The 21,902-nt window shown below is 37.7% G+C and carries 15 protein-coding genes and 2 tRNA genes; 7 read left to right on the plus strand and 10 right to left on the minus strand.

From position 1 onward, the window contains the following. Nucleotide 1 precedes the first annotated feature (1 nt). The gene (folE, locus tag LV704_RS13420; RefSeq protein ID WP_163423248.1) at nucleotides 2-682 is read right to left on the minus strand and encodes a GTP cyclohydrolase I FolE; all 681 of its coding nucleotides are present in this window, start codon (nucleotides 680-682) and stop codon (nucleotides 2-4) included. A 133-nt stretch (nucleotides 683-815) separates the two neighbouring features. On the opposite strand from folE, the gene LV704_RS13425 reads away from it, so the two are divergent. Together LV704_RS13425 and LV704_RS13430 are read left to right on the plus strand one after the other, a co-directional pair. Beyond that, entirely contained in the window at nucleotides 816-2,621 is a 1,806-nt protein-coding gene (locus LV704_RS13425) for a T9SS type B sorting domain-containing protein (RefSeq protein WP_163423247.1), read from the plus strand. A gap of 115 nt (nucleotides 2,622-2,736) precedes the next feature. Continuing rightward, a complete protein-coding gene (locus LV704_RS13430) occupies nucleotides 2,737-4,182 on the plus strand; it encodes a T9SS type B sorting domain-containing protein (RefSeq protein ID WP_163423246.1) in 1,446 nt (481 codons plus the stop codon). A gap of 50 nt (nucleotides 4,183-4,232) precedes the next feature. Here LV704_RS13430 and LV704_RS13435 read toward each other — a convergent pair whose 3' ends face one another. Together LV704_RS13435 and LV704_RS13440 are read right to left on the minus strand one after the other, a co-directional pair. Further along, the gene (locus LV704_RS13435; protein ID WP_163423245.1) at nucleotides 4,233-5,732 is read right to left on the minus strand and encodes an OmpP1/FadL family transporter; all 1,500 of its coding nucleotides are present in this window, start codon (nucleotides 5,730-5,732) and stop codon (nucleotides 4,233-4,235) included. 38 nt (nucleotides 5,733-5,770) lie between these two features. After that, complete coding sequence (locus tag LV704_RS13440) at nucleotides 5,771-7,105, minus strand: hypothetical protein (RefSeq protein ID WP_163423244.1); 1,335 nt, start codon at nucleotides 7,103-7,105, stop codon at nucleotides 5,771-5,773. A 94-nt stretch (nucleotides 7,106-7,199) separates the two neighbouring features. Between LV704_RS13440 and proS the strand changes: the two genes are divergently transcribed. The 4 genes from proS to rpsT all read left to right on the plus strand — a co-directional run bounded on the left by proS (nucleotide 7,200) and on the right by rpsT (nucleotide 9,320). Then, a complete protein-coding gene (gene proS, locus LV704_RS13445; RefSeq protein ID WP_163423243.1) occupies nucleotides 7,200-8,675 on the plus strand; it encodes a proline--tRNA ligase in 1,476 nt (491 codons plus the stop codon). Nucleotides 8,676-8,750: 75 nt separating this feature from the next. After that, nucleotides 8,751-8,822, plus strand: a tRNA-Glu gene (locus LV704_RS13450). Nucleotides 8,823-8,914: 92 nt separating this feature from the next. Continuing rightward, nucleotides 8,915-8,986: transfer RNA gene (locus LV704_RS13455), tRNA-Glu, on the plus strand. Between the two features lie 82 nt (nucleotides 8,987-9,068). Beyond that, entirely contained in the window at nucleotides 9,069-9,320 is a 252-nt protein-coding gene (rpsT, locus tag LV704_RS13460; protein ID WP_163423242.1) for a 30S ribosomal protein S20, read from the plus strand. A 108-nt stretch (nucleotides 9,321-9,428) separates the two neighbouring features. On the opposite strand, the gene LV704_RS13465 is transcribed toward rpsT, so the two are convergent. The 5 genes from LV704_RS13465 to rho form a co-directional block, all read right to left on the minus strand. Then, nucleotides 9,429-11,348, minus strand: coding sequence for an LruC domain-containing protein (locus tag LV704_RS13465; protein WP_163423241.1), 1,920 nt, complete (start codon nucleotides 11,346-11,348; stop codon nucleotides 9,429-9,431). Nucleotides 11,349-11,538: 190 nt separating this feature from the next. Then, nucleotides 11,539-13,584, minus strand: a complete 2,046-nt coding sequence (locus LV704_RS13470) for an LruC domain-containing protein (RefSeq protein ID WP_163423240.1) — start codon at nucleotides 13,582-13,584, stop codon at nucleotides 11,539-11,541. A 348-nt stretch (nucleotides 13,585-13,932) separates the two neighbouring features. Beyond that, nucleotides 13,933-15,969 (minus strand): LruC domain-containing protein, encoded by a 2,037-nt coding sequence (locus LV704_RS13475; RefSeq protein ID WP_163423239.1) that lies wholly within the window; start codon nucleotides 15,967-15,969, stop codon nucleotides 13,933-13,935. Between the two features lie 951 nt (nucleotides 15,970-16,920). Beyond that, on the minus strand, nucleotides 16,921-17,583 hold the full coding sequence (locus LV704_RS13480; RefSeq protein WP_163423238.1) for a hypothetical protein: 663 nt from the start codon (nucleotides 17,581-17,583) through the stop codon (nucleotides 16,921-16,923). A 144-nt stretch (nucleotides 17,584-17,727) separates the two neighbouring features. Then, a complete protein-coding gene (gene rho / locus LV704_RS13485; RefSeq protein WP_163423237.1) occupies nucleotides 17,728-19,320 on the minus strand; it encodes a transcription termination factor Rho in 1,593 nt (530 codons plus the stop codon). Between the two features lie 193 nt (nucleotides 19,321-19,513). On the opposite strand from rho, the gene LV704_RS13490 reads away from it, so the two are divergent. Then, nucleotides 19,514-19,924, plus strand: coding sequence for a DUF4293 domain-containing protein (locus LV704_RS13490; protein WP_163423236.1), 411 nt, complete (start codon nucleotides 19,514-19,516; stop codon nucleotides 19,922-19,924). Nucleotides 19,925-20,008: 84 nt separating this feature from the next. Here the strand turns inward: LV704_RS13490 and LV704_RS13495 are convergent, their stop codons facing one another. Both LV704_RS13495 and LV704_RS13500 read right to left on the minus strand, forming a co-directional pair. After that, nucleotides 20,009-20,860, minus strand: a complete 852-nt coding sequence (locus LV704_RS13495; RefSeq protein ID WP_163423235.1) for a DUF6503 family protein — start codon at nucleotides 20,858-20,860, stop codon at nucleotides 20,009-20,011. Between the two features lie 82 nt (nucleotides 20,861-20,942). Then, a complete protein-coding gene (locus tag LV704_RS13500; protein ID WP_163423234.1) occupies nucleotides 20,943-21,902 on the minus strand; it encodes an MBL fold metallo-hydrolase in 960 nt (319 codons plus the stop codon).

A 21,902-nucleotide genomic window follows, 5' to 3' on the forward strand; every position in this document is an offset into this window, starting at 1 on the left:
TTTAAAAGTCGGTATCTAGGTTGATGTAGTCCAGAAATTCTCTTCTTACAGCTTCATCTTTGAATTTTCCGCCATATTCTGCCGTGACAGTGCTACTTTCAATATCACGTATTCCTCTAGAATTTACGCATAGGTGTTTTGCATCTATGACACAAGCAACATCTTCTGTTCCCAATACTTTTTGAAGCTCTTTGACAACCTGGATGTTCAATCTTTCTTGTACTTGCGGGCGTTTTGCGTAGTAATCGACTACACGGTTCATTTTTGAAAGGCCTACAACTGTTCCATTGGAAATGTAGGCAATATGGGCTCTCCCTATTATGGGCAGTAGATGGTGTTCGCAGGTTGAATACAAAACAATGTTTTTCTCAACCAGCATCTCTCCATACTTGTATTTATTATCAAAAGTTGAGGATTTTGGTTTTCTATCAGGATGAAGTCCACCAAAAATCTCTTTCACATACATTTTGGCCACTCTATTTGGCGTGCCGCTAAGGCTATCATCATCTAAATCAAGACCAAGGGTCAACATGATTTCCCTTACACTTTTCTGTATCTGCTCAATCTTCTCATCTTCACTTAATACAAAGGCATCTTCCCTAATTGGGGTTTCTGTTGAAGAGCCAACGTGGTCGTTGCCTCTTTCTTCATACTGTTCTTCCAAAGCCTGCTCTAGTTTCATTTCGTATTTCTTCAAGAAGCAAAGATATACATTAATACCCTATTTAACATCTGGTATAGGTAGTTTGACAACATAAATTATTGTTAAGGCAAAAGCTGATTTATTTTTATAACACCCAAACTTACAACCCTTTATGGTGAAATTGTTGACTAAGGTTTTAGCGGTAGTTTTCTTTTGCCAAATGGCTCATTCTCAAGTTACTTCAGAATGTTCCGATGCTATTCCTATTTGTAATAATACCCCAATAAATGCTGGTGCCAATGGTTTTGGTACAGATGACTTCAACGGAGCTACTTCCAGTGGTTGTCTGGAACAAACCGTTTCCGGAACTATAGAATCCAACTCAGTATGGTATAGGTTTAGGACTGCAGCCTCTGGGCAATTAGGTTTTAATATTGGCCATGACAGTACCGAGGATTGGGATTTTGCATTGTATAGAGCCAGTAGTTGTGGTAGTTTAGGAGATCCTGTTCGTTGCAATTTCTTTGATAATAGTGATTTTAAAACATTCATTGGTGTGGGGGAAGATCCTACCGGTGACGAAGATTCTGTTCATTATGAAGACTGGGTCGATGTAAATCCTGGTGAAGACTATTATTTGCTGATCAATAATTTTAGCAACTTAAATTCTGGCTTTTCCATTCAATTTACAGGAAATATTTGGGCGACCAATCCAAATGACGCCTTAGACTGTTCCATAATAAACAACCTATTGGGCCCTCCAATTGCCGCTTGCGAGAATGAAACTGTTATTTTAGATGCTACTACTTCTGGAGCAACGGCTTATGAGTGGTATAATGATACTGGTAGTGGGTTTCAACCAATAGCTGGAGCTGTATCGTCAACATTAAACGTTTTAAACTCTGCAATGTATCGTACGGTGGTAACAACTCCAACCGGTACCGTTATTAGTGATGTTCAAGTAGCTTTTAATACGGTGCCAGTTACAGAAACAATGATGGACGAGGTTGTGTGCCATACCGCAGATATGATTTTTGATTTAGAGTTAAAGGATTTGGAGGCGCTTGGCTCACAGAATCCAGATAGCTATATTGTTAGTTATCATAGTTCTCCAGTAGACGCTGCAGCGGGCATAAATCCCTTGATGAAACAATACCAAAAGAGTTCAGGGCAAGAAATCATTTATGTAAGAACAACCTCTTTAGCAAACCCTAATTGTTATGATGCCTCTGAAAGTTTCGTTTTTGATGCTATTGAATCTCCAGAACTTACTTTTTCACAAGAAGTGACTATTTGTGAGGATTCCAGTGGAGTTGTAATAGGGGAGACCAGACCTAATCCCAGTTATACCTATTTGTGGAGTACTGGAGAACAAACACCAAGTATATCTGTTTCTCAAGATGGGGAATATACGTTGACAGTCACTAATTCTTCCAATGGATTAAATTGTGAGTCACAGAGAATGGTAAGTGTTCAAACCTCTAGCTTACCTGTTATATCAGATATTGAAATTGAGGATTTGCAATCAAGCAACACCTTGACGGTAATCACGGAGGTTGATGGTGATTTTGAATACCGTTTGGATGACGGGGCGTTTCAAACAAGTAATGTTTTTGAAGGTGTGCAGGGTGGAACACATGAGGTGACCATGAGGGATATTCATGGTTGTGGCGAAGCTGTGGAAAGTAATATTGTTATAGTGGGATTCTCGCCTATTTTCTCGCCAAATGGAGATGTACTTAATGAAACTTGGCAGGTTGAAGGACTTTCAGAATTAAATGACCCCATTATTACTATTTATGACCGATATGGTAAACTCATAAAAGAAATGACGGAATTTAGTGCTGGTTGGGACGGTAGTCTTAACGGAAGACCGCTTCCATCCACAGATTATTGGTTCAAATTATCCTATTTAGATGACAGCGGAAACAGGATAAATGCCAAGTATTTGCAGAACCATTTCTCCTTAAGAAGATAGTTTATTGTGCATTTTATCGATTAACTGTATTATTTTTCGGTTGAAAAATAATAAAACAGTGTTTTGGGCAGTTATACAAGGTAGATTACAGAATAACCTTTAGCCCCAAAATTCTATGAGAGCTCTATTTAGCGCTATCTGTTGTTTATTTCTATTTTCCATTGGAGCAAATGCTCAAAACTCCCCAGATTGTAGAACGGCCATTCCCGTTTGTGCAGATATGCCCATTTTGTCAACTACTGACGGAAGCGGTGATATTGATGATTTTGACCCCGATGTAATAGTACAATCAGGTTGTTTGGAAAAAGGCAGTGTAAGCTCTGCCAATATTGAAAACAACACTTCTTGGTATGTTTTTAGAGCGGGAACGGATGGGCAGATTGGTTTTGACATTCAAGCACTTCCTGTTACCCCGGGAGGAATTGTTACATCAGAATTGGATTTTGCACTATATGGACCTTTTGACCAAACTACGGGACAAAATTTTTGTACTCTAGTTGGCAATGGTTCGGCACAACCTATACGTTGTAATTACGAAGTAAATGATACAGGATATACCGGAGTTGGGGTAAACTTTGCTGATGGGAGATTAGGTGCGCCATTTGTAATCGGAAGTCAGAATACCTATGATGAATGGTTAGATGTTACTGCAGGAGAAATATACTACCTATTTATAAATAATTACAATACAAACTTTGACGGAGATGCAGAGCCTTTTGAGCTGAGATTTACAGGAAGTTCTGTTGATGCTGATCAGAATACTGCTTTAGATTGTACATTGCGCGATGAATTCTTGGGATTGGATATCATTGCTTGTGAAGGTGATCCAGATATTGTATTGAGTGCTTTGAATTCTCCGGCCGGCCCTGCTGTAGCAAATGTTACTTGGGAATTGGATGCAGATGACGATGGTACGTACGAAACAGTTTTGGCAAGTGGTCCTGCAGAGACGGAACTTACGGTTACCAGCCCCAATTCAGGACGATATAGAGTGACCATTGAGACTACCTTAGCCACTGTTATCACAGATGATATCCTTATCACTTTCTACGGAGTACCAGAACTGGATTTTGTAGATGTAATAGATGACTTGGTCAATAGTGATCAAACCGATCCATATAACATTGAAATTATTCCCATTGGTGATGGGGATTATGAATACGCTATCAATGGTGGGGAATTTCAAGATGACCCACAGTTTTTTGATGTACCGCCAGGTGAAAATACAGTTATTATCAATGATAAAAATGGTTGCGGTATTACAGAGCCTCTTCGCTTCTTAGTGGTTGGTTACCCAAAATTCTTTACCCCTAATGGTGATGGTATACATGACAATTGGAATGTCTTGGGGATTGAAACCCTTACAGATCCCTCGGTTTTTATCTTTGATCGTTATGGAAAACTATTAAAAGAATTGGATATAACAGGAGGTTGGGATGGTACTTTTAATGGTAGACAGTTGCCATCTTCTGACTATTGGTTTCGTTTAGACTATGACCGCGATGATTCTGGAGTGGTTGTGGCACGTTCTGTTAGAAGGCATTTTTCTTTAGTACGATAATCAAAAAAGACCGGATTCCTCCGGCCTTTTATTTTCGTTTTTTATATACCTTAGAACTTCAGAGTATACCCTAGAGTAACATTGGTATTTATTCTATTTATCATAGCGGAACTGTTGATTCCGGCATCAAACAATAAGGTGTTTACATCCTGTTCGGTTCTATTAACCGCTAAATCTAATCTGCTTCCACCAAAATTATAACCAATACCTCCAGAGTATCCGTTTAAATCACCCACAATATCTCCATTTTCATAAGGACTGCTCTCGTACCTATATCCAGCGCGTAAACTAACTTCATCAATACGATATTCTCCACCAAGTCTATACGTGTTTACAACACCTAGTTGAGCAGCTATAAAATCATTTTCTGATACAAAATTAGGATCTGTAGTAGGTTGAAGCTCAGCTTGTGACATGTCTTGATATCCGTAGTCAAAACTTAACAAGCCATCTTTTCCAAAAACAACAGCTACACTTCCCGTAAGTTTGGATGGAGTCTTTATTCTGTACTCTTCAAACAAATTGACAATTCTGAAATTGATAAAATCAATATCCTGCTCCGCCAATGTGGAATTAATACGTTGTGATGTATCATCTGTTAATTCATACCAAGTAGGGGATTGATAACTAGCACCTACACGAATGTTATCGTTCAATTTTGCTATACCACCCAAACTAAAAGAAAAACCATAGCCTTCTGTTTGAAGTAAATTATCGAATGTGGTAAACTGTACTGGGGAATCAGGGTCGTAACCATCTTCATCCAATAAGGTCAATCTATCATATAGTACTGTATGAAAGTTTAAAGAGGCTCCTAAATAAAGGTTTTCTTGGTATTGTCCGGCAAAGTTTACAGTAAACTTGCTGTTGTAGCCCGTAGTGCTTTGTAAATACTCCTGGTTTACATTGCTATATTGTGCATTTGAAAAGTAGGAAGTATTGGTGTCATCATCCGCAGTTGGTTCTATGATGCCAGATTGGAACCCTAGAAAGGCCTGTTGCGCCCCAAAACCAATATTGGAACCTATATCTAAATAAGCATCTTCTATAAATTCTCCTTGCTGAACTCTTAGCGGGCCAAGAGCTTGTCCTTGGGCAAAATTTAAGAAGTAGTTGTCAATACCTTGAGTTGTATTTCCAGAAACAACAAATTCATCATCAAAATTTTGTACTAAATCATAATTGAAAGCCAATGCGAGTTTTTTCCATGGACTATCTGAAGATTTAAAAACAAAAACACCTCCCACTTGATTTAATTCCAATGAATTGATATCGGTGTTACGAAGACTGTTTCCAAAAAAGGCATCGTTATTTCTATTGTAATTAGAGCCAGAAACGGTAAACTGACTGTGATTAAAAACAGCAGAACCGGCTGGATTTACATTTAGAGAGGATAAATCCCCTCCCAAGGCACCAAAGGCTCCACTCATAGATTGGAACCTTGCTGTTCCCTGAATGTTTTCAGTGCTATAACGTAATACATCATTTATGTTTTGAGCACTTACAACTGTGCATGCCAATACCATTATGAAAGTTGAAATTCTTTTCATTTCTCGTGATTTAGTTTTTACAGTAAATTTTTAAGGATTTATTGCCTTCTTCCGCTCCTGCTAGATGATGATCTTGAACCACTGGAAGACCTACTGGATCTTCCAGAACTTCTGTAGCTTCCACCAGAACTTCTTGAGCTGCTTCCTGAGCTTCTATAACTTCCACTACTTCTTGAGCTTCGGCTACCTCCACTGCTCCTGTAACTTCCGGAACTCCTTGAGCTGCCAGAGGATCTATTGTAGTTGCTACTGCGTGGTGCAGTCCTACCTGAAGATTGATAACTTCTAGTGCTTCTTCCTGAAGTTCTATATCCAGAAGAAGAATTTCTGTTTGTACTACCGCTCCTGTATGTACCGCTGCTTCTTGTAGACGGGGAAGTTCCATAAGAACGATATGTTCTGGAGTTTCTATTTACATTTGGAGTTGTCCTGGTACTTCTACTTGTTCTATAGCTTCTGTTTCTTGCAATGGCATCTGCACTAACAGATCTTCTTGCAGTCGTTCCGCTTCGGTACGTTCTAGAGCTTCTGCCAGCAGATGCGCTTCGGTTTACATTGGAACGCCCAGCATTGGCATTAGTTCTATATCTTGATGAATAGCCACTTCTTCTTGAGGCCAAATTAGACCTTCCACGAAGTGATGTTCCAGGAATTACAGTATTGGAATATCCTCTTCTACCTCTATTGTATGCATAACCTCTGTTATAGTAGCCTCTATTGTATCCTCTGTTCCAGCCATAACGATAATGACCGCCCCAGCCCCAACCAAAGCCACCGCCCCAATAGGGAGAACCCCAGCCACCGGCCCAACCGAAGCCACCGCCCCAGCCCCAGCCAAAGCCACCGCCCCAGCGATTCCATCTCCAAGGGTTGTTCCAGCCCCAGCCATAACCAAAGCCACCCCAGCCCCAGTTGTTCCATAGCCATGGGTCAGCGCCCCAACCAAAGCCACCGCCCCAGTTGTCATAGACATTTATTGATACGTTTGTTGGATTGTCTCCCCAACCAGGGTTTCCATTATAAGAATTGTTATTTGCAAAATAATCTGTCTGTTCACCTAGCGGAATACTATCATTCTCAATATTACTGGAATAGCTGTCTACATCAGTAAAAATTTCGTCCTCTAGAAATTCATCATATTCGTTTGCCTTTTGTCCAAAGTAATCTCCGTAAACATCACTTTCCTGCTTTTTTATTCTTACGGCCTCAGCGGATTTTTTTTCCACACGAACTGTTCTGTTGTTGTTGGAATAGATTCCATCATCATCATAGTATGAAGCTGTTTGATATGAACCACAGGAGGCCATTAAGAAGATGCCTAAAGCGGATACGGTCAAAATTTGAAATTTGGAGTGAAGTAGAGACTTTATCATTGCGCAATTTTTATTGTTGAACATACTAAAAATAGTTAGTTTTACCGAACTATTTTGAAGATAAAGTCACAAGTTTTGTGCCAAACTATTGTAGATGGGTAAAAAATTAACAAGTAGAAGCGAGGATTATTCCAAATGGTATAATGAACTTGTAGTAAAAGCGGATTTAGCTGAAAATTCTGGAGTTAGGGGATGTATGGTCATTAAACCTTATGGCTTTGCCATATGGGAGAAAATGCAGGCCCAATTGGATAAAATGTTCAAAGAAACTGGGCACGAGAATGCTTACTTTCCTTTGTTTATACCAAAATCATATTTAAGCAAAGAAGCAAGCCATGTGGAAGGTTTTGCTAAAGAATGTGCTGTGGTTACGCATTATAGATTAAAGAATGCTGAGGATGGGAGCGGTATTGTTGTAGATGAAGATGCCAAGCTAGAGGAAGAGTTAATTGTCCGCCCTACATCAGAAACCATTATATGGGATACCTACAGAAGATGGGTGCAGTCTTATCGTGATTTACCGTTACTGATCAACCAATGGGCCAATGTGGTGCGTTGGGAAATGCGCACACGTTTGTTTTTAAGAACCGCCGAGTTTTTATGGCAAGAAGGTCATACGGCGCATGCAACAAGACAGGAGGCCGTGGAAGAAGCGGAACAGATGATGCATGTGTACGCAGAATTTGCTGAAGAACATATGGCTGTTCCAGTAATAAAAGGAACAAAAACGGAAAGTGAACGTTTTGCCGGTGCGGAGGAAACCTATTGTATTGAAGCTTTAATGCAAGATGGGAAAGCCTTACAAGCGGGAACTTCACACTTTCTTGGACAGAATTTTGCAAAGGCCTTTGACGTTAAGTTTGCTACTAAAGAAGGAAAACAAGAACATGTTTGGGCTACTTCATGGGGTGTTTCAACCCGGTTGATGGGAGCTCTTGTAATGACACATAGTGATGATAATGGATTGGTGCTTCCACCTAAATTAGCGCCAATTCAAGTAGTGATTGTTCCAATTTATAAGGGATTGGAGCAATTGGATGCTATTTCTGAAAAAGTAGATCCTTTGGTAAAGGAATTACGTTCCAAAGGAATCTCTGTAAAGTTTGATAAAAGAGATACTCATAAGCCAGGTTTTAAATTCAATGAATATGAATTAAAGGGCGTACCTGTGCGTTTGGCCATTGGACAACGGGATTTGGAAAATGGAACATATGAGGTTGCTAGAAGGGATACCTTAGAAAAAGAATCGGTAAAAGCGGAAGATGTTGTTGGTAGAATTGAATCTTTAATGGATGAAATCCAGGAAAACATTCATAGGAAAGCTTTAGATCATAGAGAAGCCCACATAACCAAAGTGGATTCATATGATGAATTTAAGGAGGTTATTGAAGGAAAGGGAGGTTTTGTACTGGCTCATTGGGATGGCACTGTAGAAACGGAGGACAGGATAAAAGAAGAGACCAAGGCTACGATACGCTGTATTCTTTTAAATGCTGAAAAAGAGGAAGGTAAGTGTATGGTGACCGGAAAACCATCAATGCAAAGAGTACTGTTTGCCAAGGCTTATTAAAAGGGGGCAAAAAATAAAATTTACTCTTGCAAGACTTAAAAATAGTTGTATTTTTGCATCCGCAATTATGCACCCGGCCCGTTCGTCTAGGGGTTAGGACGCCAGGTTTTCATCCTGGTAACAGGGGTTCGATTCCCCTACGGGCTACTAAGTTCAGTGAAATACTGGGTAGATTAATTAAAAGTTATATGATGGGATACATCTTTGATTTGACTTTTAGTTATTCATTTTATCCAAATGGCCCGTTCGTCTAGGGGTTAGGACGCCAGGTTTTCATCCTGGTAACAGGGGTTCGATTCCCCTACGGGCTACAAGAAATATTAAAAAAATAAAATAGAAAGATTTAAAGTTATTACAAGTTTTAATCTTTCGTTATCCATTTAAATTAAGACAATGGCAAATCATAAGTCAGCATTAAAGAGAATTAGAAGAAACGAAGCAGTACGTTTGCGTAACAGGTATCAACATAAAACTGTTCGTAACGCTATTAAAAAGCTGCGAAGTGAAGAGGATAAAAAAGCTGCTGAGACACTTTTACCTACGGTTGTAGGTATGATTGATAAGTTGGCAAAGCGAAATATCATTCACAATAATAAGGCTGCTAACTTAAAGAGCAAATTAATGATTAGAGTTGCAGCAATGTAATTCCATTCCATTTATATAAAACTAAAAACGCCCCTAATTAGGGGCGTTTTTAGTTTTATGTTATTGCTTAATCCTGTGGTGAAAGAGTTTTTTTGTTTAAATCAGTTTTTAGTTCACTTTTAGTTTAGCTCTGTTTCTATAATTTGGAAGGTCTTTATACCAATCTCTTCTATTTTGCCCACCGGATAAGCCCCATTCCTCAAAATGAAGGTATCCCGTGTTTATAGGTTCTTTTTCTTGTAAAAGCGGAAAAGATTCAATTGCGTTAATTGCCCAAGGTAAACCGTTCTCAGTGGTGTAGCTTCCATCTACGTCGGCATTGTTTCCTGAAACTTCCGGTTGGGAATTACCTAATGATGTTGGCTCATAATTGGCTAAATGAATTTCCTTTTCTCTTTCTCCATTGGCAACTAAAAATGGATTAAAAGGCGCAAAGTCCAGCGTGGTATCTGATATTGGGTTAACAAACGTAACACTAACAATGTTTTCTTGATTAACCAGGTTTGAATGATCATCAAACAGCGCAACCACAGTATGTTGCTGCCCCGACTCGGTTCCATTACTGGCAAGGTTAAAAACACCTCCTTCTAGAATTTGACCAGTTATGGAAGCCACATTATTTGGGTTGAGGCCTTCTATTTCAAAAGCTACACTGTTAACAAAGCCCGCACCATCTGAGGTTACCACATAGTCAAAATCAATTGCTACCAGTTGATTAGAAGAATTAAAAATTTTAATTATTGAATAGTCCAAGGCCGTATCATTAAAGTCGTAATCTCCTTTAAAAGGCCAAAGATCTTCAAAAACCAAAGAAGCTTTTGTGGAGCTTGAAGGGTAAGTCGTTGAGTAGGCCTTGGTTGCATCATCTGGGTATTCATCTACCGAGTCTGTTACACCATCTCCATCTTGATCATTGCAAATTTCGACTTCAGAAAATGTAAACCAGTTAGAGTCGTTTTGTGAATTGGTTGTGGGATCGTCTATTCTCCGCCAGACAATTTTGTCAAAAGTTCCAGAAGTGGCGGAAATCAGAATAGTGCCATAACCATCTCTATAATATCTTCCCCTAGATCGTGAATCAATGTCTTTAAGTATTCGTTGAGAATCATCATAGGAAAACTCCTGTCCGCCGGATAGTAGGGTCTCTGAATGCTGTTCGCCAACAAATTGGTACATGGAAGCATCCACGCTTCTAAAGTGCATCAACAGGTTTTGAACGGGTGAGTCAAATGTCATTTCAAACTCCACATAACCGTCTTGGTCATTATTGGTATCAATTCTTGAGCTTATCCAGAAGTTATAACCTGAAAATGTGAAAATTGGGGTTGAAAAACCGGCACCGGCAAGTGAAAGGCGGTTTTTAAGTTCAACACCATCTACCTCGGTAGCTGAAATGATTGCTGATACTCCTTGTTTAGGAAGTTGGATATTGGCAATGGTGTTTACATTACCATTGCTTGTAATTATGGTGTTACTTAGATCTGTGTAATATCTTTGACCATATACATTGGCACAGTCAGTATTGGATTTATTGTTTTCTACGGTTATTTTTGATGAGGCATTCTTACCAGAACTTCCGTTGTAGCTATATGCTGCTGAGTTTTGTATTATGGGCACTACAAAATCATCAATGCGCTCATTTGATTTTCTAATAATAAATAAGTTGTCGATAATCAATGATAACGCTACACTTTCTTGAATGGAGCCATTAAAGGGCAATCTTTCAAAAAGTTTATTGGGTAAGGGGCCAGTGATACTATCCAGACTGTTAATGAGCTCATCGCTATACGCATAAACTTCATAAAGTACGTTTGGAGAATCGTCGATTATGTTTACGGATACTATGGTTTCTGTCCTAAAATTAAAATCTGATGGAAATTTTAAATCGGTTAGGATAGGGTCCTCAATATCAGTAGAGTCATTGGCTATTGACTCTAGATAGTTGTTATATTTTTCTTTTAAACAACCTTGCAACATGAAGGCCAGTATGGAAATACTAACTACCCGAAGAATTCTATTCCTTTTCATGGATAATAATTTCATTAAATGAACGAAAAAACCTACAAAAACATGTATTTTGTCGATGAACTGCATTCCAAAGTTGTAAAAGCAGTTAAAAATGTGGTGAGGAAAAGATTTTACCTTAAAAGGGTTCTATTACCATTAAAAACGCCCCATAACAGGGGCGTTTCCGTTTTTGTAATTATAACTGAACTGGCTAATCTTGTAATGCAGATTCATTTCTATACCCTGCAGAATCTTTATACCAATCCTGGAACAAAGTTCCTCCAGAAGCGGCCCATTCATTAAAGAAGTTATATGCTTCGTTTACAGGAATATTTTCTTTTGGCGGCTTAAAGTTATGTACAATATTAATGGCCCAAGGTAATCCAGTTTCAGTCTGGTAGTTTCCATCCGTATCCCTGTTTACACCTTCTACAGATGCATCATTTACTCCTAAAGTTGTTCTAAATCTATTTGGCAAATGAATTTCCTTACTTCTGTCCCCATTAACTATTAAGAACGGGTTAAAGGGAGCTAAGCCCAACTGATTGGTCGTAATCGGGGTTGTGAATTTTATCGATACCGTTGTAGGCACGTTCAACATACCATGGTTATCATCAAATAGTATTATTACAGCTCTATTTTGTCCTTGTTCCACTCCATTTGATGCTACATTGATAAAATCTTGGGTCAAAACAGTTCCTGTTACTGACTCAATTAGGCTAGGTGCTATACTTTCCAGTTCTATGCCAAGGGCATTGATAAGGCCAGCTCCGTCAGATGTTACTTCAAAATGTACATCTAATTGAACGGCCATATTATCTGCATTCAATACCGCCAAAAATCTGTAATTCACGGCAGTATCATTAAAATCGTAATCCCCTAGGAAAGGCCATAAATCTTCAAAAGCTAAAGTTCCCCAACCATATTTACTGGGAGTAAACTGTTCAAAAGCCTTATCTGGATCATCCGGGTATTCATCATTGCTATCGGTAATTCCATCACCATCTGTATCAGGATCAACTGTAACTTCATCAAAAATTCGGAATGTTGTTAGATCATTAATAGCCCTGTCATACGTTATCCCTGAAGTAGAACTTGGACCATAACGGTATTCCCATCCACCAGTTTCGGTGTCCATTACAATAAGGTTGCTATTTCCAGTATTATCGGCCAACCATAATTCATCGTTTGAATCAAAAGTCATGGAAGTAGGTTTAAAAGGTAAATCCTCACCACTAATGCGAATGGCATCGTAATCTCCGTTGGAATTGGAATCAAGTCTGTACAGGCCTGAAAATGAGCAAACAAATATGGTTCCGTCTTCTGCAAAACCAATATCTCCACCTTGGGTTTTATCAAGACCAATTATGTCCCAGTTTGAAAGGATATTGGCATTTTGAGGGTCAATAGTAAAAAGTTTATCACCAGTGGAAAAGTACAACAAGCCATCTTGGTCATTAAACTCCAATCTTGGACCTCCCTTTCCAACGTTCCCTATCGTAGTCCACGTGTCATTTTCAATATCATATCTCATTAAGGGGTAAGGATTACTCTTGCCAATAGAGTACAACATTTTGTTTTGTTGATCTATAGCAGCTGTCCAACTTCCCATGGGCATATCAGAAATAAAGGTATAAGCTCCTGTTAACGGATCCACTTGGAACAAGTCACCTCCACCATTAACGCAGTATAGAAAATCATCTACCATAGGTTTACCACTAGAGGCTTTCTTTCCACTACTTTCGGGAGTATAGGTATAAGTAACAAGACTTGAAACGATATTAACTACAGCTGATGAATACTTAAATCCTTCTTTTCTGCGGATGTATAACTTTTCAAAATAGTTTGGAACTACAAAAGAATGTTCAATTTTGCCTCCAGCAGGAACTCCACTGAAAATTAGATGGTTTAAATTATCTACTGAAACCTCAAAACCTGTTTCTTCTTCCTCCTCTTCATTTAAATACGTGATTTGGTTTCCAACAGAAACCTCTTCGTTATAGGCATAGACATCATACTTAACATTTGCAGTATTGTCATTAATAATGAGTTGTATTTGTTTTTCTGTACTAAACTCAAAACCAGAAGGAATTTGTAGTTCCGTAATTTCCAATTGATCTATAGGTACTTCTACTGGGGTTTCTTGTTCACTTTCTGTATCTGGAACAGAATCATCAAGACTATCTTTTACACATGAGGTGTAGGTCATTGCCATTATAAAACATAATGCAGATAAAACAATTTGGGACGTTTTCATCTTTATAAATATTTGCCGGATGTATTTTCCGAATTTTGATTTAAAGTATTTACTATTTAAGCGTCAATATTTTAATTTTAGATGGTTTACTTCAATGTGTCGGTAAACAGTATCTTTTATTTGTTAAAATAATTTTAGATTTATTTGAACGAAAAAACTTACAAAAACGTATATGTATTCGATAACCGAACATCTTAAGTTGTGAAATCAGAGAAAAGTGATGTGAAAACTAAATCCTTAATATTCACAATCTTAATACTGATTTATTGGTGTTTTTAGACGGAACATGTTCTATACTTATTAAAAAACGCTCCATTTGGAGCGTTTTTTACACAAAAAGATTATTTTTTAATCTTGAAGTTGAGATTCATTTCTGTATCCATTGGAATCTTTATACCAATCTTGATATAGTTCCCCCCCTGATGTTGCCCATTCGTTAAAAAAGTTATAGGCCTGATTTACCGGAACTGATTCTTTTGGGGGTATAAAATTATGTACAATATTTATGGCCCAAGGTAATCCGGAATCGGTGGTAAAATTTCCATCCATATCATGGTTTACTCCTTCAACAGATTTATTATTTACTCCCAAAGAGGTTTTTGGTCTGTTAGGAAGATGAATTTCCCTTCCTCTATCTCTATCAACAATAAGGAATGGATTGAATGGTGCAAGACCCAATTGGGTGGTTGTTATTGGAGTTGTGAATTTTACGATTACGGTCGTGGGCACGTTTACCATTGTTTCATTGTTGTCAAACAGAACGAATACAGCTCTATCTTGGCCTTGTTCTGTTCCATTGGCCGCTACATTGATGTAGCTTTCTGTTAAGACTGTTCCTGTAACCGATTCAATTAAGCTGGGGGCAATATTTTCCATTTCAATACCAAAAGCATTTATCAACCCGGCACCGTCAGAGGTCACCTCAAAATGAATGTCAAGTTGTACGGCCATATTATCCGAATTCAATACGGCAACAAATCTATAATTGATGGCGGTATCATTAAAGTCATAGTCTCCAAGATAAGGCCAAAGGTCTTCAAATGCTACCGTTCCCCATCCATATTTACTGGGTGTAAATTGCTCAAAAGCTTTTTCCGGGTCATCTGGATATTCATCATTGCTATCAGTAATCCCATCTCCATCAGAATCGAGATCTTCGGCATTTTCATCAACAACACTTAGTGTGGCAAGGTCATTTATGGTTCTGCCAAACGTAATACCCGAGGTGGAATTTGGGCCATAGCGATATTCCCAACCTCCGGTTTGCGTATCCATTACAATTAGATTACTGTCACTACTATTGTTGGCAAGCCATAGTTCTTCATTGCTATCAAATGTCATTGAGGTAGGGGAGAAAGGTAAATCCTCTCCGCTTATCCTAATGGCATCGTAGTTACCATTTCCATTGGAGTCTAGCCTGTACAATCCGGAAAAAGAACAAAGAAAAATTGTTCCGTCGGCGGCAAAGTCCAAATCTCCTCCCTGTTCTTTATCCAAGCCAGAAATGTTCCAGTTGGAAATGATGTTGGCATTTTGGGGGTCAATGGTATAGAGCTTACTATTGGTGGAGAAATACAACAGACCATCAGCACCATTATAACTTAACCTAGGTCCGCCTTGTCCAACGTTTCCAACTGTTTCCCATGAGTCATTCACCAAATCGTATTTCATCAATGGATATGGGCTACTTTTTCCTATCGAATATAGTAACATGTTTTGCTTATCAATAGCAGCGGTATAACTTCCCATAGGCATGTCAGATACAAAGGTGTAGGCTCCTGTAACTGGGTCAATTTGAAAAAGTTCTGCGCTACCGTTGACACAATAAAGATAGTCTTCAACTATGCCTTTGCCTACCGAAGTATTTTTTCCAGCTTTGGGAACATGGGTATAGGTTATCCTATTCGAACTTATATCAATTATGGACGATGAGTATTTAATGCCCTCTTTTCTTCTAATATACAATTGTTCATAATAGCTGGGAATCACGACTGAATGTTCTATTTTTCCACCCGATGGTGCTCCGCGAAAAAGAATATGATTAAGATTGTCAACAACTACTTCCGGAGCTGTTTTCTCCTCACCTTCCTCGTTTAAGAATGTAATGTCCTCTCCGTAAACTATTTCGTTATTGTAGGCATAAACGTCGTAGATTACATCATTGGTATTGTCATTTATTTGAATTGAGAGTTCTTTCTCTGTTCCGAATGCAAAACCATTCGGGATTTGTAATTGTGTTATTTCCAATTCTTCCGTGGGAGTTTCAACTTCTCCCTCTATTTCTGAATCAGGATTTAGGCCATCATCTATGGTATCTTTTACGCAGGATGTTGTCATGAGAACAAACATGAAGGCTGAGGATAAAATAATTTGGGACGTTTTCATCTTTATAAATATTTGCTGGATGTATTTTCCGAATTTTGATTAAAAGTATTTACTATTTAAGGGTCAGTACTTTAATTTTAGTTAGTTTACTTCAATGTGTCGATAGACGGTATCTTCTATTAGTTAAAATAATTTCATTTTTTTTTGAACTAAAAAGCTTACCAAAAAAATGTATATATTATTGATGACCGAACACCTTAAGTTGTGAAAGAAGAGAAATCTGTGGTTTTGTGGATAATTGAAAAATGGGAAGAATTACCTGAAGGCCTTTCTTTTTCCCATTAAAAGACCGACAATAAAAAGTAGATACATTAAGGCTATAAAGGTCAGTAATGTAATTCTAAGATGATACTGGGTTGAAATACTAAGATGAAAATAATCTGAAAGTAAAATAAAAGGGAAAAAAGCATAAAAAATAAACAGCCCTATGCTCACCCAATACAGTAAATTGTGTTTTTGAGGATAAGGATTGTCTTCTGATTTTTTTTCTTTGAAATATAGTATAAGGACAAATACCAAAATAATTGAACCTATAGCGTGGGCATAGGTTAATTGCTTGTGCAATGGATTTTGAAAGAAAATATTAATTATATAAGATAGGGAGCATAGATATGTCCCATATTTGATTATCCTTTTTAAGGATTGTTTTTTGATTGTTTTCCAGTAGACCCAATAGAAGAAAAGAAAAGTTACCAGCTGATAAATATTATATATAATCACATTATGCCAATCATACCTATAATCAGAAAAAAACTGAAAATCATTATGGTTTTTAATAAAGTAACCCAAGAGTTCAGTAAAGAAAGTATAGATGATAAGTATGGGAAGGTATTTTAATACCGTATCAAAATACCTTCTATACCTATATACAGCAATAAGCCAAGTAAGTAAATACAAGGGTATATAAAAATGTTCTTTTAAAAATTGAATGAACTCTTGGGTCATGAAATACTAAAAATCGTTATTCGGAGGAGGCCCAGAAGAACCGTGATTCATATTCAAGCTTTGACCCTTAAATAACACTGGTGGCGAAAAACTGGGAGCAAAACTTGCATAGGACTTTTCATTGTTTTTAGAAACATTCCCCATGCCTTTGGCGCCGACCGCGTCTTTAATGAGTTTGGCTTCGCCATCATCACCTATATAAAATCCATAATCCAAATCGTCAATTTTTATAGTTGGTAGTATGAAAATGGAGTTTTGCCTAGGGTGTACCACTTTTTGCCCGTCAGGTAGTTTTTCTTTGTCTGGATAATTGGCAAAATAAAAACGAATTGTGGAAATATCAACTTTGGCATCTTTTGCTTCTTGTTCAATGAATGCAATATACTGTTTGATGGTTTTAAAATCCCACGAGGCATATCTAGCTACTTCAAATTTTTCGTCATCATTTTCTTCCCTTTCATAAGATTTTATAAGCTCTACCCTGTTTCTAGAATAGTTGTCGTACAATTTTTTAGACTCTTCTAAGGAAATAATTTGCTTGGGTGGTTTTACTCTTTCTTGAGGTTCTTCATGTGGTTCTTCATCTTTTTTTGGTTTTTCGTGGCAAGCTCCTAAAATAAGAAGCATTGAACCCAACAGAAGAGTGGTTGCTTTTCTTGCGTTTTTCATTTTGTAAGTGTTTTAGTGTTCATAGTATGGGGAAACTGCACTAAAGATATGTTTTTTCTTCAAAATTAGTGCATAAAAAAACCCTTTGGTGTGACTCAAAGGGTTTTAAAACTATACTGTTTTCAAGGTTTTAGCTATTAAGGATCATTGACTCATGGTCAACAAAAACTCTTCATTGTTTTTGGTTTGCTTTATGCGTTGTTCCATAAACTCCATTGCTTCTACTGGGTTCATGTCCGCCAAATATTTACGCATGATCCACATACGTTGTATGGTGGTTTCATCCAATAAAAGATCATCTCTTCGTGTAGAGGAAGAAATAAGGTCAATGGCTGGGAATATTCTACGGTTAGAAATTCTTCTATCCAACTGCAGTTCCATATTACCGGTACCCTTAAATTCTTCAAAGATTACTTCGTCCATTTTAGAACCAGTCTCTGTTAAAGCTGTAGCGATAATAGAAAGTGACCCACCATTTTCAATATTACGTGCGGCACCAAAGAAACGTTTAGGTTTATGAAGTGCATTGGCATCCACACCACCACTCAATACCTTACCAGAGGCAGGTTGCACGGTGTTGTATGCTCGGGCCAATCGCGTAATGGAATCTAACAGGATAACGACATCATGTCCACATTCTACCAAGCGTTTAGCTTTTTCCAATACAATGTTTGCAACACGTACATGTTCTGTAGCTTCTTTATCAAAAGTAGAAGCAACAACCTCACCACGTACATTACGTTGCATATCTGTAACTTCCTCTGGGCGTTCATCTATAAGAAGGATAATTTGATATACTTCTGGATGGTTCGCAGCAATTGCATTGGCGATATCCTTAAGGAGCATGGTTTTACCCGTTTTTGGTTGGGAGACAATCATACCACGCTGCCCTTTTCCTATTGGTGAAAACAAATCCATTATCCTTGTGGATAATGTACTTTGTCTCTCTGCCAATTTAAATTTTTCTTTTGGGAATAATGGGGTAAGATGTTCAAATGAAACCCTGTCCCTAACCACTTGTGGATCTAATCCGTTTATTTTACTAACCTTAATGAGCGGGAAATACTTTTCTCCCTCTTTAGGTGGCCTAACGTTTCCAAGCACTGTGTCTCCCGTCTTTAGGCCAAACAACCTAATCTGCGATTGGGAAACATAAATATCATCTGGAGAAGATAAATAGTTGTAGTCAGAAGAACGTAAAAAGCCATAACCGTCCTGCATAATATCAAGAACACCTTCGCTTTCAATAATACTGTCAAACTCAAACTCAGGTTCCTTATACCTATTTTTCAAATCCTTATCAAAATTGCTGCTCTTTTTTTCATGGCCGCTATTTCTTTGATGTGGATTATTTCTTCTGTTGTTTTGGGGTTTTTGGCCTCCACCTTGTTTATGCGGCTCTCTTTTATTGGGCTGCGCTACTGGTGTATTTTCTTTTTTCTCAACAGTTTTAGATTCCTCTTTAACCTTTGCAGGTTCAGTAGTAGTTTCAGAAACAGTTTCCTTTGATTCTTTTTTTGGTCTTGGAGCTCTTTCCCTTCTTGGTTTTGGAGCAACTTTTTCTTTAGGAGCTACAGTGCTTTCTTGCACTACTTTTGGGTTGGATGCTTGGACATCAAGTATCTGGTAGACCAAATCCAGTTTTTTTTGAGTCTTAAATTTGGGGACATTGAGGCCTTTTGCAATTTCCTGCAATTCAGGAAGCTTTTTAGCTTTTAGATCTGAAATCTCGAACATTAAGTAATGAATAAATTAAACTTGTATAATGTGTATAATTGAAGTAAAAAGTTATTGGGGGTACTACTATAGGAAAGATTTCCCTGGGTAAGTGCTTCGCTAATAACAACACAAGTATACAAATTATTTTTCAACAATAGGGGTCATTTACCGAAAAGACACTTATTTTTGCCATCCGATATCAATTTAAACAATGATTCAACGAATTCAGACATTTTATTTGGGGTTAGTGGTACTAATTGCTGGTGCATTGCCGTTTGTATTGAATTTATGGGTTGATGGTGATGGTACAAAGTTCTTTGCTAAGAACGAATTGTGGATGAGCATTGTTTTTTATGCCTCGGCAGCTTTGGCCTTGATTTCGATTTTTATGTACAATAACAGACAAAATCAATTTGTGGTAAACAGATTGAATATGATATTGAATCTTTTTTTACTAGGATTTTTCGTTTACCGATCGCTAAACTTATCCGGAGAAAATGTTATTTCTGAGAAGGGTATTGGGATGCTGATTCCTGTATTTTCTATCGTTTTTCTAGTTCTGGCCAACAGAGCTATCAAAAAGGATGAAGATCTTGTAAAATCTGTTGATCGCTTACGTTAAACCTAACATCTTAGTAGTATTAGTGCGAGAAAAACCCGGCCTTGGCCGGGTTTTTTATTTCTTTTGGTCTAAAATCCTTTTGGACTATTGCATTAATGTTTCCTCAGTAAACCCATTACCAAATTTTACATTGGTCATTGTTTGTACAAGATTTGGCTCCTCAGAATAACCTTGTTCACTTGGCATAAAATAGGAACGCTTGGTTGAAATCATTTGTCCATCTATGTCTTCGTATTCATAGTTGGCAATGATTACTGGTTCCTCTACCCCTAGGAATGGCAATGAAAAGAAAAACCTGTCAATTAGTTTGGTTTCTGGATTTACATATAAAATATAGATGTCGTTTTGCTCTTTTCCAGTTATTTCTGGGTCATAGGTTACATGAACTTTATCATACATCTTTCCATTGTATTCCTCTTGCCCCAAATATTTGGCAACGGTACCTTTGTCATTAAGTTTATAAGCCATCGTGAACCAATAGTAATTGGCCCTTCTAAGGAAATCACTAGTACCTACCAATTGAGGATCTTCTGATTTCTCTCCATTCACCAATACTAATGTCTCTTTCCCATCAAAGCATTGAACAACTTCTCCTTCTTTATCGGGCATTACATTGATCTGATGCTGAGAGTACTTTCCGTATGAAGCTTCAGAATTAAAGATGTAACGCTCCGTGGATACATCTGCCTTTCCATTTGATCGATAATCATAAGTGTATTCAACGTCTCCTTTTTTCCATAAATCGTTCCAGCCTCCATGCGTATGTGCAACGGCAGCTAAAACGGTCATGGGTTTGTTGGTGTCATAAACCGGAGCTTTAGAAACTTCTTCTACAGCTTCAATCACAGTTGTTTCTGCTTTCTTAGCTTTCTGCGCACAAGAGGCCAAAAGTAAAAATACAGTAACGGTTAGTAGTTTTAAACTAAGTGTTTTCATGTTGTTTTGAATAATTGTTTGTCCTGTTAGACGCAATCAATGTGAAAATCTTACCATTGAAAAAGATAAACAAGGGGGGAAACTATAAACTAATCCTTTTATTGAATTGGGCAACATTAAAGCCTTGCTGAATTACCGTTTTAAATTCATCACTATTTCCATTGAGCAAAGGATTGGTATGGTTAAAATGTATAAAATGGATTTTTGCCCTTTCGGAAACAGGTAATCCTTCAAAAAGTTTTGTGCTTTCTATCACAAAAGGATGGGGTATTTCAGAAATATCTCTATTGTTGATTTCCTTACCATCATAAAAAGTGGCATCTAAAAAGGCAAAATCTACTTTACGGACTTCTTCAATGATACTTTTCTCCCATTTGGACCATTTGTCAATATCGGGAATAAAAAGTGCCGATTTATTGCTCCCAATGATTTTAAAACCGACGGTTTCCGAGTATTCATCCCTATGTGGAACGGTAAAAGGAATAACACTTAAGTTTGGGGTAAGCTGTATTTTTTTTTCGTTTTCAACTTCTTGAATAAGTATGTTGTTCAATGTTACTAATTGATTCCAAGGGCCATTATTTTCAAGAAACGATTTCATTTTGGGCATTGCATAAACAGAAACTCCTTGGGCACCCACAGCTTCCTTGCCTAAATACATTAGTCCAGTATAATGGCCTATATGTGCATGGGTCAAAAAAATACCATCAGGGGTTTCTTCTTCTTTTTTAGATCGTTCTTTAAGAATTTTTAATTGTGAGGGCATATCTGGAGTTGCCTCAAAAAGAAATGATTTTGAACTTTTATGGTCAACTATACCCAAAGAAACAACCTTACGTTTATGATCAGGATTTTTAAATAAAATGGCGCAACACTCTTTTTTACAACCAATATGGGGGCTGCCACCATCCTGTGCAGTTCCTAGGATATAAAGGGAAACATCTGTGTTTGGTTCAGTAGTATCAAAACCGCCTTTTTTTACTTTTTTTGAACAGGCAATTGCAAAAAATACGAATAGCAATAGAGAACCTTTTACCTTCAT

The sequence above is a fragment of the Flagellimonas sp. CMM7 genome, assembly GCF_021390195.1.
Taxonomy (GTDB): Bacteria; Bacteroidota; Bacteroidia; order Flavobacteriales; family Flavobacteriaceae; genus Flagellimonas.

Coding starts and splice junctions, on each gene's coding strand:
- LV704_RS13495 (WP_163423235.1), bottom strand. CDS start 20,860: ATGAAAACACTTAGTTTAAAACTACTAACCGTTACTGTATTTTTACTT.
- LV704_RS13480 (WP_163423238.1), bottom strand. CDS start 17,583: ATGAAAAACGCAAGAAAAGCAACCACTCTTCTGTTGGGTTCAATGCTT.
- LV704_RS13500 (WP_163423234.1), bottom strand. CDS start 21,902: ATGAAGGTAAAAGGTTCTCTATTGCTATTCGTATTTTTTGCAATTGCC.
- LV704_RS13430 (WP_163423246.1), top strand. CDS start 2,737: ATGAGAGCTCTATTTAGCGCTATCTGTTGTTTATTTCTATTTTCCATT.
- folE (WP_163423248.1), bottom strand. CDS start 682: ATGAAACTAGAGCAGGCTTTGGAAGAACAGTATGAAGAAAGAGGCAAC.
- LV704_RS13475 (WP_163423239.1), bottom strand. CDS start 15,969: ATGAAAACGTCCCAAATTATTTTATCCTCAGCCTTCATGTTTGTTCTC.
- LV704_RS13470 (WP_163423240.1), bottom strand. CDS start 13,584: ATGAAAACGTCCCAAATTGTTTTATCTGCATTATGTTTTATAATGGCA.
- LV704_RS13490 (WP_163423236.1), top strand. CDS start 19,514: ATGATTCAACGAATTCAGACATTTTATTTGGGGTTAGTGGTACTAATT.
- rpsT (WP_163423242.1), top strand. CDS start 9,069: ATGGCAAATCATAAGTCAGCATTAAAGAGAATTAGAAGAAACGAAGCA.
- proS (WP_163423243.1), top strand. CDS start 7,200: ATGGGTAAAAAATTAACAAGTAGAAGCGAGGATTATTCCAAATGGTAT.
- LV704_RS13425 (WP_163423247.1), top strand. CDS start 816: ATGGTGAAATTGTTGACTAAGGTTTTAGCGGTAGTTTTCTTTTGCCAA.
- LV704_RS13465 (WP_163423241.1), bottom strand. CDS start 11,348: ATGAAAAGGAATAGAATTCTTCGGGTAGTTAGTATTTCCATACTGGCC.
- rho (WP_163423237.1), bottom strand. CDS start 19,320: ATGTTCGAGATTTCAGATCTAAAAGCTAAAAAGCTTCCTGAATTGCAG.
- LV704_RS13440 (WP_163423244.1), bottom strand. CDS start 7,105: ATGATAAAGTCTCTACTTCACTCCAAATTTCAAATTTTGACCGTATCC.
- LV704_RS13435 (WP_163423245.1), bottom strand. CDS start 5,732: ATGAAAAGAATTTCAACTTTCATAATGGTATTGGCATGCACAGTTGTA.